Genomic DNA, 11,853 nt, shown 5'->3' on the forward strand with positions numbered 1-11,853 from the left:
CCACCCCCCAGGTCATCCGTTCGACAGGGGGCAACAGTCATGCCGGGCCCGCAGGCCAGCAGCCCCATTGCAGGACCGCGAAGAACATAACGGGGCAGGCCCTGCTCGCCCGCCGGGGCTCCATGACCCGTACTTGATGGGATCCGGCACGTCCAGCAGAACCTAATTTTTCACCACCCACGGCACCGTCTGGGCCGTCTGGCGCGTCGCCGCGACCACTACTCCCACGCCCCGGCGGCCGTGAAGAGCCGCCGTGTATCAGCGGCCGATCAGCTGGCCATCGCCCTCGGCGCTGTCGGGCAGGAGCGCGGTCACTGGTCACCGCCCATCGGGGAGGTGCGATGACCGCTGTCGCGCCGGACGCTGTCCTCGGTGGTTTTGTTTTTGAGGGCCCTCATGTTGGCGGACAGGCCCCAGACGATCGCCGCGAAGAGCCCGCACAGGGCCGGGTTGGCAACGTTCATGGCCCTATCCCCTAACCTCGCGCTTTTCATGAAGTGGGCTGTCCGACGGGTGGTCAGGTAAGCGAAAAGTGCCTCTGAACAGCAAGAATGAGGATTTTCGAGGTCCTTGTTCCTGCCACCGTCGGAGGCACTTCCCAGGTGAAGAAGCGTATCGGGTCCTATCCACGCGTCCGTATCGAGGGCGGTGGCCGTGGGGTGGTGTCCCAGGCCGGGGCCGTGCTGCTGGTCGAGACGGTCCGCAAGGCCGGGATGGACCAGGTGAAACCGGCGGCGCTCGCGCCGTGGCGGCGGCCGCGGGCGGTGCACGATCCGGGGAAGATCCTGCTGGACGTGGCCCTCGCGGTCGCGATGAGCGGGGGCTGCCTCGCGGATGTAGGGACGCTGCGGGCCGAGCCCGGCGTGTTCGGGCCGGTGGCCTCCGACCCGGCGGTCTCCCGGCTCGTCGAAGCCCTCGCCGCAGCTGGGCCGAAGGCCCTGTCCGCGATAAGGACCGCTCGGGCCGAAGCGCGTGAGCGCGTCTGGAAGTTGGCCGGTACTGCGGCGCCGGATGCCGCGGGGCAGGTGATCGTGGACCTGGACGGGGTGCTCGTGGTGGCCCACTCCGAGAAGCAGGACGCCGCCGCGACCTGGAAGAAGACCTTCGGACACCACCCCCTGATGGGCTTCGCGACGTGATCACCGACGCGCTGGCGCGGCTCGAAGCTCTCCCAAAACCCGGCTGACCAGCACGTTCCGTCCCTGCGAGCAGCATCACCCCAACCGGAGCCGTGGAACCCGGCGCCCACCCGACGCGACAGCCGGGCCATCAACGTGCCCGCCACCGACCTGAACAACCGAAACGGCCCGCCGAAGAAGCCGACGGGCCGTCACGAAAGATTGAGGTTAGGCGGGGATACCCTGCAAGATCAGGGATGACCCTGCCTCGGTAGAGATCAGATGTTGTCGCAAACCTCAGGCTACCGAGCAGGGCCACGTGCATGATCGAAATGAACCCCGCGCATCGGGCTCGAGCTCCGTGAGACGAAAGCCTAATTTCCAATCGGAGCACGCCTCATGAGGCGCCCCCGTACCTCAAGATCCAGACACCTAGCCCAATTCCTCAGTGCACGGAAATAGCGACAGCGCCAAAATCAATACTCGCAACATACCGCGGCAGGAACGGGCGGCTAAATGCCGATTACTGTAGCGGCCAGCCCTGCGTCACCTTGGCGGGAGCAGTATTCCAGCTTTTAGGTATGAATGTGATTGCGTAGGTTCCCCGGTCAAAGTCTGCGTACCCAGCAGACCAGCTCTGGAACTTGCTTTCGTATACTTGCATGGGACCCATACCCCCATCGGGCGCATGGTAGTGGTTGGCGTGGGTCCATATCGTTTCGTCGCTATCTGCTTCCGCCTGATCCCCAAGCCAACCATAGTCGAAGTTGATCCAGCTTTCGCCTGAAGTAGCGGGACTGCGCGATACATTCCTGTCCCTCGCCATGTCGACAAGACCTGTCTCCTGGTCCGGACGGAAGGCGTCCGGATCACCATACTTCATTTTATCCGCAGCGCCCCACTGTCCGCTCCAGAAGTGTTTCGAGTAGATTACTGCCTTCATCCTGGAGGGGTCATAGTTGCCTCCATTCGCCATCTTGAAGGACGGCGCATTCCTTAGGGCGGAGTAGAAGCTTGACCGGGTATCCTCATGGAGCAGAGCATCGTCATTCTTCGCGAGTTCCGCCTTAAGGCTGGTGATATAGTCCTGCTCGTTATGGGCGTTCGCCAGAGCCCTGTTCATGACGGATGCCACGTCACGCGCCCGCTTGAAGCCCTTCTCCTCGTCGAAACTTTCCTTGGCGATTCGGCCCTCGAACTCTGCCTGCGTTTCATCAGGACTGGGGCCCGCGCTGTTCAGTTCGTTGTACTTATCTTCGTCGAAGTAGGAGAATGCCAGCTTATTCGTCGGGTAGGGTCCCGAGTTGACCCACGTAACCCCGACACAACCGTAGGACAGCTGTTCTCGCTGACTTTCGGTCATCTGCTGTCGCTTGCCGTCGCGGTGGCTATAGACCTGTTGCCACTTGCGTATGTAGTTGCTTACACCCGTAGTAGCCCTGCTTCCGAACGGCAGGTAGGCGTCAGGCATCCTGTTAAGTGGCTCAGCTTCCGGGGTAACCCTATCGTCTGCCCAAGTGGACTCCGGAGAGAACGGGCCGGCGCTCGGCAGTGCCGGCCCCGGCAGCCTCCCGGGTTGGCCCAGATTCAGAGCCCTTTTGTTCAGATCGTTGATGTATGCGATTTCAGCAGCCGTCAGACTATGCGTTTCGGCATACGATCGGCCCTTCTCCTCCTTGCCGGGATCGGCAGCAGCCTGGCTAACTGACGGCATAAGTCCAGCGCCGCACATTACGACGCTCACAGTGGCGACAGCGAGAAATCCTGGGCGTCTGTACATAAAAACAACTCCCCTGCGATGGAATAAAGCGATATGAACACACGTCTAGGAGAAGCAGCGCGGATAAGGTTCACGGCACCGACGTAGGCGCACGCGACCTGCGGCGCCGACAGGAATGCCTCGGTGTGAGCGCGCCAAGACGCGGCGGCCTGGTTGGCGCAATTTCCGCGACAGGTCAGGCCCGGAGCCACCCGGTCAGCGGTCCTGTCATCTCAACAGCGCCCGCCCCCGGCGTGCGGGTCCAGCGGGCGACCGAGTGGGGGATTGCAAGACCTCGACGCAGACAGAAACCTGCAAGCCGGTGGCCCCCACGCTTACGCTCGGTCGCAAACACCCTTTGAACCATCAGAGCGCTGCTGGACACCACTCTGCGGCTGAACTACTGGCCGGCACCTGCGAAATATGCGCCCGCTGCAGCCAAGCACCCATTGCGCATCGGCTGAATGCAGAGACCCGTTTCGGCCAGGACTCCTGTGCTCCAGGGCGAGTGCCATCCGCCAGTCACGGCGGCGGCCGTGGGAACCCGGCAGCTATTCGGCGTATCACGTCTTGCCTCCCGGCTGCTGATCGGCTTTGCATAAAAAGCGATCATGACCCTGCGGTAGCTCCCAGGCAACACAATGGCCTTAAACGAGCCACTCTTTACATAGGGAGTTAGCCGGACACGCGTCCGGTTCGACCACGCCTGCTGCCCCCAGAAAAGCGGCCAGGGCCCACACACTCTCGCTCTCTTCTGCCTCGCGAGACGTCGAACCCTCCTGCGCTTCGCAGTCACCAACGCCCTGGCATACCCCCCCGTAAAGGTGGAACCCGGTCGATGAATCCGTCAAAGGCCCAGCGCTATACCGGCGCCCTTGCTGACCAGGTACGGGCACCATCTGCGGCGCGACGGAGAGGGCACACTCGCCACGGCTGTCGCGGGTCTCAGTCCCCCAGGCCAGCCCAGCACATGAGCACCGGTCCCAGCGGCCCGGTGCTCAGCCCGTCCCCCAGTCGGGAAGGTCAGTAGGCTGCGGCTGATTCCAACAAGGCTGTCGGCCGGCAAAGCGCCCGTCAGCAAAGTGGGACAGGCCTGCACGCCAGCATGCCCGGATCCCACGCCCGTCCGCCGCGCTGCACCTCAGCGGCGTGACCGACATGTACAACTCCCCTGCTCGAAAGTCACCTGCCAGCTGGGGACGGAACTCCAGCACCCCGCCGCGCGCGCCCCGGTGGGCACTGTCCATGCTCTGACACGGAGACACGCTCGACCCCGGCCTGGATGGCGCGGCTGCCACTTGGCGGATCGGAACCTTGATACCACTTCCGCACTACCGAAGTTCGGTACAGTCTCAAGAGGGCTGCGCAAGACAGGTCGCATGCGTATGGGGGAGGCACTTTCATGATCCGTGCGGGACGCAGGAACTTGGCGAGAACACTCGCTGACCTGGCTGCGCTACAGGGGGTGGCTCTCTCCACCTACCATAGCGCCAAGCCCTATCGGGCTCCGGGATTTCCGCCGCCGATCAGTTCGCACGGATCGCGCATTCTGCTCTTCGACGCCGAACAGGTTGACGCCTATCTAGCCGGGCAACCGATTCCGGCCCTCCCCCTGCAAGACGACGACCAGGACCTCCTCGACCGCCGCGAGTGCGCCCACATGTTCACCATCTCACCCCGCACTTGGGACACATACAAGCCTCACCCCATGCTCGCCCGCCACATGACGGTGGTCGGGGGGGTCGAGCACTGGCCCCGGGAAACCGTCCGAGCATTCGCAGCCCGGCCGAAGAACCCAGCTCGCGCCGGTCGGCCCAAAGCTCGCGTCACCCAGGTTCCGCGTGAGCAGCTGCTCGAGAGCGCTTGCCAACTGCTGGACGCTGATCCCGTGGATACTGCCGCGAAGCCACCCAGGCTATGGGCGCCCACCGTGACACCGCCCCGAGCGCGCTGACTCAGCTCCGCGCCCAGCGCATCACTGCTCTCTCTAACACGGAACCTGTCCTTGCGCCCAGGGAAGCGGTACAACGCCTGGCGGATCCCGGAACCCTGGTACGCAGCGCGCCGATCCTGGCCCAGGTGAAGCAGCGCACACCGCCTTACTCCCGCTACCTCGGCATCTCGCTTCGGACGTGAGGCGAATGACTCCTCCCCCTCCTAAAGGAGGGGGTTGGGGTGCTGTAAGAACCGTGTCACCAGCCGCAGACGGCGGTGATCTTGCGAGGGGCATCCCTCGTGCAGGTGAGCCTGGTGCGTACGGCTGCGGTGCGTGAGCCCACGAGGACGATCTGCGAACGTGGCCCGTACCCCGTTGGACCTAGATGAGCTGGTCGAGCACTGGACGCTGCTGCAGGTGCTTGTGTCCGGCAAGCGCGGTGCGACACGCATGGGCTTCGCCGTACTGCTGAAGTTCTACACGCAGTACGGCCGGTTCCCCCGAGGCCGGGCGGAGCTGCCTGGCGAGGCCGTGGAGTTCGTGGCTCGGCAGGTGCAGGTTCCTGTCTGAGCTGGGTTTTTACGAAAGGACGGGCCGCACAGTTGAGTACACCGCGCGCAGATCCGGGGGCATCTCGGGTTCCGTGAGTGCAGCGTCGCGGATACGGAGAAGCTGACGGCTCATCTGGCCGAGCCCGTTGCACACAGGGAACGTAGGCGCGAGCAGGTGCGGGTGGAGTTGCTGGCGCGTTGCTGCGTCGAGAGCATTGAGCCTCCTACGGCGGGGCGGTGCGACCGGATCGTGGCGGCTGCCCTGCGGGCGGCCGAGGAGGCGTTGATGGCCCGGATCTCCTCGCGGCTGTCCTCGGAGAGCGTTGAGCGGATTGCGGCTCTGGTGGCCGACGGCGCCGACCAGGACGACGAGGCAGGGCCTGACGGAGGTATCAACGGCGAGGACGGGCCGCCGGTGCTGGGGAAGATCAAGGAAGCGCCGGGCAACGTGAGCCTGGAGACGATGCTCACCGATCCACAAGCTGCTGGCTGTGCGGGCAGTCGGCCTGCCGCCGGATCTGTTCGTCGACGGGCGCCCAAGGTACTGGCCGGCTGGCGGGCGCGGGCCGCGGTGGAATCGCCTTCCCATCTGCGGACGCACCCGATGCCCCTGCGGGTGACGCTGCCGGCCGCGCTCCTGCTCGAACGGGAGCGGGAGATCACAGACACGCTGGTGGAGCTGTTGATCTCCACTGTGCACCGGATCGGGGCACGGGCGGAGAAGAAGGTCACCGAGCAGCTGGTCAACGCGTTCAAGAAGGTGTCGGGCAAGGAGAAAACCCTCTTCAAGCTTGCCCAGGCCTCGCTCGGTGCCCCGGAAGGGACGGTGCGGCAGGTCGTGTTCCCGGCGTGTCCGGCGGCGAGCAGACCTTGCAGGAGCTGGTGCACGAGTTCAAGACCCGCGGTCCGGTCTACCGGCGGACGGTGCAGACCATGTTGTAGGCGTCGTACACCAACCACTTTCGGCGCGGGCTGATCAAGCTGCTGGACGTGCTGGAGTTCCGGTCCAGCAACCACGCCCACCGACCCGTGACCGAGGCTCTGGCACTGGTGGCCCGGTATGCGAGCGCCGGGAACACGACATACTACCCGCTGGGCGAGACGGTGCCGGTCCACAAGGCGATGGGCGGTGACTGGGCGGAGGTCGTGCACCGCACCGACCAGCGTGGCCGGCGCAGGGTGGTGCGCATAGTCTACGAGGTCGTTGCCTTCCAGGCCCTGCGCGATCAGCGCAAGTGCAAGGAGATCTGGGTGGTCGGCGCCGACAGGTGGCGCAACCCGGACGAGGACCTTACACAGGACTTCGAGGCCCGGCGTGCCGAGAACTACCGGGAGCTGCGGAAGCGGCTCGACGCTTCGGAGTTCATCGACGAACTGCGCGATCAGATGACAGCCGAACTGTCCATGCTGAACAATCAGCTGCCGAAGCTGTCCGGGCTGGACATCGTAGAGCGGAAGTCGGGTGCGATCCGGCTCACGGCGGCCGAGGCCCAGCCGGAGCCGCGCAGCCTGCGCAGGATTCAAGGCCGAGGTATAGAGGCGCTGGGGCATCGTGCCGCTGGTCGACATGCTGAGGGAGGCGGCGCTGCGAACCGGCTGTCTGGACGCGGTCACCTCCGTCTCCGGCGGCGGCAGCCTCTCACCGGAGGTCTTGGCCGAACGCTTGCTGCTGGTTATCTACGCGTACGGGACGAACACCGGGATCAAGGCCGTGGCGTCGGGCGGCCACGGGCACACCGAGGACGAGCTGCGGTATGTGCGACGCCGGTACTTGTCGGCAGAGGCCGCCCGCGCCATCGCCGTGCAGATCGCGAATTCCACCTTCGCCGCCCGCAGCACCAAGCTGTGGGGTCAGGGCTCGACCGCGGTGGCCTCCGACTCCACCCACGTCCGGGCGTACGACCAGAACCTGTTCACCGAGTGCACTCGCGCTACGGCGGCCGCGGGGTGCTCATCTACTGGCATGTGGAGAAAAAGTCACTGTCCATCCACTCCCAGCTGATCAACTGCACCGCCTCCGAGGTCGCCGCCATGATCGAGGGCGCAATGCGACATGGCACCACCATGGACGTCGAGGCGAACTACACGGACTCGCATGGCCAGTCGGAAGTCGGGTTCGGCATCACCAGGCTGCTGAACTTCGACCTGCTCCCGCGTATCAAGCGGATCAACAAGGTCAAGCTGTACCGGCCGGCGGTCGGCGAACCGGACGCTTACCCGCGGCTGGCCCCGGCGCTGACCCGGCCGATCCGCGGGAACTCATCGCCCAGCAGTACGACCAGATGATCAAGTGTGCGACCGCGATCCGGACCCGTACCGCATCCACCGAGGCGATCCTGCGCAGGTTCACCCGCAATGCCTCCCACCCCACCTACGAGGCAATGCTGGAGGTCAGCCGCGCCCAAAGACCATCTTCGTGGCCCGCTACCTGCGGCTGCGTGACTTCCAGCGGGAGATCGAGGAGGGCCTGAACGTCATGGAGTCCTCCAACGGCGCCAACAGCGTGATCGCTTACGGCAAGGGCGGGGAGATCGCTTCCAACCGGCGCGACGAGCAGGAGATGTTCGTCTTGTGCCTGCGCATCCTGCAATCCGCGCTGGTCTACGTGAATACGCTGATGCTCCAGGGCGTCCTCGGCGAACCCGAGTGGGCCGACCTGCTCACCCCCGCCGACCGGCGAGGCTTGGCCCCGCTTTTCTCGTCCCGCGTCCGCCCGTACGGTGAGGTGAACCTCGATATGGGAGCCCGCCTCGCCCTTGCTGCGGCATCCGCACCGGCCCCCCGGGACATGGCCGACCATGTCGAGCAATCCATCGTGGGGAACGAATGAACCCGCACCCGTACAGAACCTGACGCGGCTCAGGTTCCCTCCCACGGTATTCCGTAGTCCATCACGGCCATCCCGAAAGGAGCACGACCGTGTCGAGCGGTTGGTCGATAAGCGGTTCCTTGCCGTCAGATGGCGTAGTGCCAGGTGGTGAGCATGTAGGCCCCGTACCAGCAGCCGAAGAGTGCTGCTGCGGTGAGTGTGATGGCGGCGGTACGAGCGCTCGTCTTGTTGATAGCACGGGCGAGGGGGACGAGGAAGATCAGTGCGGGGATGAGGAGGCGGAGTTTGGAGTGGTAGTAGTTGCTCTGGCCGAGGGCGAGTACCACGATGGCGCACCCGTAGACGAGAAGTGGGGGCCAGGTGGTACGGCGGCACGCTATGGCCGTGGCGCAAAGAAGGGCGAGTGTGAGGATGGCGGTGCTGACGGGGACCCATCCGTCGCCTTTGGCCAGAGTCTCGCGGAGGAAGCCGAGGTAGGCCCGTCCGTTGTCCCAGTGGGTAGTCCAGCCGGCTTCCTGGATGAGGAAATAGGCGTCCGGACGATGAAGCCGGTGCCCGACCCACCAGAGGTAGCCTGGTGTGGAAATACATGCGAGGACGACCGCGGCCAGGGGGCGCCAGGAGAACCGGCGTTCGCGGTACAGGTGCAGCGCGGCGGCGACGGCGATCGCCGCGGCGATGGAGACGGCCGCAGGCCGGGTAAGGCCCGCGAGGAAGGCAAGGGCGCCGGCGGCGAGCCAGGCCTTGCGGTGTGCGGCCAGAAGGGCTCCCGCACACAGCGCGAGGAAGAGGGATTCGCCGTAGGCCATGAAGAAGACCATCGCCATGGGCTGCGCCGCCGCCAGCAGGATGATGCCCGTGACAGCTGTCCGCCGCCCATACAGCCGGGTCAGGAGATGCTGCACGGCGATCAGAGCAGCGATCAGGGACAGGTGCGCGACGACGACAGCGGACAGACCCGTGTCCAGTCCGGTCAGCGTGTGAACAGCGCGGCTCAGCAGCGGAAACAGCGGGAAGAACGCCAGGGTGTTCCCGGTCAGCTTCCCGTCGGCCCCATAGGTGAAACTGTCGGGATATCCGTGAGCGGCGATGGCCGTGTACAGCCCTCCGTCCCAGGCAAGCAGCCTGTCCAGGAGCCCTGGACCGCCGGGCCCCGCCATCAGGACGAGCAGAGCCAGGTGGGCAATCGCGCTGTAAACGTAAACCGCGAGCGCCGGCCAGGCCATTCGGCCGTACCGCTCCAGTCTATGGGGAGCCGCGGGCACTGCGTCAGGCTCGCCACGACCGGGCAGGATCACTCCCGGCTGGCTGGTACCGGATTGGAGCGTGCTCGGCATCAGTCGGCCTTGCGGCGGGGCGCCGCGTAACACGGGGCCTGCAGACGCCGTCGAAGACTCAACCCCGTCGCATGACTCACAGTCAGTCCATTCTATGAAAATAGCGACAATCCGGACGCCCGATTGTCTTTCAGGCCTGGCCGCACGGTCACTCCCCCAACTGGCTGCTAAACCGACGGTCCCCTTCCTCTGCACAGAGGTGTCGGCCGCGGTAAATGCCGGATCTACTGCGGCAGAGCCCCTATCGTGATCATCGCTACCTGCGGCGAGATGTTCCGGCCGCAGGGGCGAGGTGTACGCATTTACTGCGGCAGTGCCGGAAGGGCAGGACCGGCGTGGCGATCGAACCGGTGACCGAACTCAGGAGCGGGGGCACGCTCCGGCCGCCGCGCGCCCGGGTGGTGCCCGTGTCCGCCCCTCCCGCGTCGTAGACCGCGGCGGTCGAGCGGTACCTCACCGGCGCGGGAATCGCGAAGTCCTCCGCGCGGATCTACCGAATGTCGCTCACGACCTGGGGGTGGATGCTGACGGGCGAACCCGCGCCAACCGGACCGGCCTGCCGGGGCGCGAAACCGCCCGCCTTCCCCGTCGCCGGGATCAACGGCCCGGCGCTGCCGAAGGCTGGCCGAGCTGGCGGCGGCACGGGCGGACGAGATGGACGCCGACACCGTCAACCGGAAGCTCTCCATCGCGCGCAAGGCGATCGGCTGGTGGCAGCGTCAAGGCTGGATCGAATGCGATCCTACGATCGGCATCGAGCGGCGGCCAGCACCGCCGGACCGCATCAAGGCCCTGGCGCAGAACCAGATCGCCGCCCTGCGGCGCCTCGACGTCGCCCTGCGGGAGAAGGCGCAGTGGAAGATGCTCTCCGAGTCCGCCGCACGGGCGGATGAGGTGCTGTGCCTGAACGTGGAAGACCTGCACCCGCAGGACAAGCGCGGGAAGATCACTGCCAAGGGCGGCGCGACCGAGTGGATCCACTGGCAGTCCGGGACTGCCCAGCTGCTGCCCCGCCTCATCGGCCGCCGTACCCGCGGCCCGCTGTTCCTCACCGACCGCAGGGCCCCGGCTGGAATGCCGACGTTGGACATGAGTCCGGAGACCAGCCGGGCCCGGCTCTCCTACCGCCGGGCCGAGGAGATCTTTCGAGGAGAACACGCGGCTGCTGGCCAATCCCCTCGCCTCACCCGAGGACATCGAGGACCTGGACGGCTGGACACTCCACCGGCTCCGCCACAGCGCCCTGACCCACGACGCCGAGGACGGCACCTCCACCCCGATGCTCCTGGCCCGCTCCCGCCACGCCTCAGTCCGATCCCTGGAGCGATATGCCCGCCCCGGCATCGACTCCGTCGCCCGACACGTCGCCGAACGCGACCCCGCCGCACGCCGCCGCACATGACCCTCCCCGTTTACGGCTGGTGACAGCGTTCCTACCGGCACCCCGGGTTCTCGCTTTGCCTCGTTGGCGTTGCGGCGGGCCAGCCCGGCCCGTAGTACGTTGAGTGCTCCACCGTGGCCGCGTGCGCGCTGTGATTGCACGAGATGCCGTGGAACTCTTCCTGTGTGGGCCGGTTCTCCGCGCTGACGTGCCTGCATGGGGGGGCAGGTCCGGGAGGTGTTGCGGGGGTCCACGGCGATCACTTCCCGGTCGGCGCCTTCAGCCTTGTTCGCAGGGACCGTGAAAACCCCCCATCCGGCATCCGTATTCGAGCGGTTGAGTCCGTCCTTCGCGGCGGCCCCGTTGGGCAGGAAGCTGCCCGTCTGTTCCGGGGGTCGGGCCTGTATGCGGGTGCCTTGGCCATGTTGCGGATCTTGAGGTCTTCGTGCGCGATGGCGTCATGCTTGCGTACGAGATCAAGAGCAGTCTTGTGCGCGTGGTCGAGACGCTGGCGGCGCACCTTACGGTGCAGGGCCGCGGCTTTCTCCACGGTGCAGCGGTGACGGGCAGTGCGGTAGCCCCGCCGTGCCCAGCCGAAGCGGGCGAAAGCCTGCTGTGTGGTGGCGGACCGGTGGGCGGCGCGGCGGCCGTAACGCGGGCTGGGCACGAACCGGCCGTCTGAGTCGACGTGGAAGTTGGCGATGCCCATGTCGATGCCGGCCACGGAGCCGGCCCCCGACAGCGGCTATGGGGCGACCTGTTCGGCAGTCAGGACGACAAACCACTTACGGCCTTCGCGCTTGACCGAGACGGTCTTTACCTTGCCTACCGGTGCTGGTGGACCCTTGGGCTTGCTTCGCTTTGACGGACATCGGAGATCAGGGGCTTGGGCCCCGGAAGGATGATGTTCATCATGGAGAGCATGGGGAAGAAGAGGAAGC

7 protein-coding genes and 3 pseudogenes are annotated in these 11,853 nt (G+C 65.9%); 6 read left to right on the top strand and 4 right to left on the bottom strand.

Features of this window, described 5'->3' with window-relative positions; genetic code table 11:
• Positions 1-311: 311 nt before the first annotated feature.
• Entirely contained in the window at positions 312-464 is a 153-nt protein-coding gene (locus ACFZBD_RS34760; RefSeq protein ID WP_391147671.1) for a hypothetical protein, read from the bottom strand.
• A gap of 138 nt (positions 465-602) precedes the next feature.
• Between ACFZBD_RS34760 and ACFZBD_RS34765 the strand changes: the two are divergent.
• Positions 603-1,130 (top strand): annotated as a pseudogene (locus ACFZBD_RS34765) (transposase); the annotation flags it as partial.
• 511 nt (positions 1,131-1,641) lie between these two features.
• On the opposite strand, the gene ACFZBD_RS34770 reads toward ACFZBD_RS34765, so the two are convergent.
• The gene (locus ACFZBD_RS34770; RefSeq protein ID WP_391147674.1) at positions 1,642-2,898 is read right to left on the bottom strand and encodes a protein-glutamine gamma-glutamyltransferase; all 1,257 of its coding nucleotides are present in this window, start codon (positions 2,896-2,898) and stop codon (positions 1,642-1,644) included.
• 2,275 nt (positions 2,899-5,173) lie between these two features.
• Between ACFZBD_RS34770 and ACFZBD_RS34775 the strand changes: the two genes are divergently transcribed.
• From ACFZBD_RS34775 to ACFZBD_RS34790, 4 genes and pseudogenes are all read left to right on the top strand, one after another.
• The gene (locus ACFZBD_RS34775) at positions 5,174-5,383 is read left to right on the top strand and encodes a DUF4158 domain-containing protein (RefSeq protein WP_391147676.1); all 210 of its coding nucleotides are present in this window, start codon (positions 5,174-5,176) and stop codon (positions 5,381-5,383) included.
• 162 nt (positions 5,384-5,545) lie between these two features.
• The gene (locus ACFZBD_RS34780; protein ID WP_391147678.1) at positions 5,546-6,340 is read left to right on the top strand and encodes a hypothetical protein; all 795 of its coding nucleotides are present in this window, start codon (positions 5,546-5,548) and stop codon (positions 6,338-6,340) included.
• Positions 6,341-6,931: 591 nt separating this feature from the next.
• A pseudogene (locus tag ACFZBD_RS34785) lies at positions 6,932-7,650 on the top strand (Tn3 family transposase).
• A pseudogene (locus ACFZBD_RS34790) lies at positions 7,647-8,194 on the top strand (Tn3 family transposase). Before ACFZBD_RS34785 ends, ACFZBD_RS34790 begins: the two co-directional pseudogenes overlap by 4 nt.
• A gap of 125 nt (positions 8,195-8,319) precedes the next feature.
• On the opposite strand, the gene ACFZBD_RS34795 reads toward ACFZBD_RS34790, so the two are convergent.
• The gene (locus tag ACFZBD_RS34795) at positions 8,320-9,420 is read right to left on the bottom strand and encodes a hypothetical protein (RefSeq protein ID WP_391147679.1); all 1,101 of its coding nucleotides are present in this window, start codon (positions 9,418-9,420) and stop codon (positions 8,320-8,322) included.
• A 765-nt stretch (positions 9,421-10,185) separates the two neighbouring features.
• Here ACFZBD_RS34795 and ACFZBD_RS34800 point away from each other — a divergent pair.
• Entirely contained in the window at positions 10,186-10,956 is a 771-nt protein-coding gene (locus tag ACFZBD_RS34800) for a hypothetical protein (protein WP_391147681.1), read from the top strand.
• Between the two features lie 215 nt (positions 10,957-11,171).
• Here the strand turns inward: ACFZBD_RS34800 and ACFZBD_RS34805 are convergent, their stop codons facing one another.
• Positions 11,172-11,621 carry a transposase gene (locus ACFZBD_RS34805; RefSeq protein WP_391147683.1) on the bottom strand — a complete coding sequence of 150 codons (450 nt, stop codon included), beginning with the start codon at positions 11,619-11,621 and terminating at the stop codon, positions 11,172-11,174.
• Between the last annotated feature and the right edge of the window lie 232 nt (positions 11,622-11,853).

This window comes from Streptomyces sp. NPDC008121 (assembly GCF_042957155.1).
In the GTDB taxonomy this organism is placed as follows: Bacteria; Actinomycetota; Actinomycetes; order Streptomycetales; family Streptomycetaceae; genus Streptomyces.

Excerpts from the sequence above, each read along its gene's own strand:
- ACFZBD_RS34805 (WP_391147683.1), bottom strand. The coding sequence starts at position 11,621 with ATGGGCATCGCCAACTTCCACGTCGACTCAGACGGCCGGTTCGTGCCC.
- ACFZBD_RS34795 (WP_391147679.1), bottom strand. The coding sequence starts at position 9,420 with ATGGCCTGGCCGGCGCTCGCGGTTTACGTTTACAGCGCGATTGCCCAC.
- ACFZBD_RS34800 (WP_391147681.1), top strand. The coding sequence starts at position 10,186 with ATGGACGCCGACACCGTCAACCGGAAGCTCTCCATCGCGCGCAAGGCG.
- ACFZBD_RS34760 (WP_391147671.1), bottom strand. The coding sequence starts at position 464 with ATGAACGTTGCCAACCCGGCCCTGTGCGGGCTCTTCGCGGCGATCGTC.
- ACFZBD_RS34770 (WP_391147674.1), bottom strand. The coding sequence starts at position 2,898 with ATGTACAGACGCCCAGGATTTCTCGCTGTCGCCACTGTGAGCGTCGTA.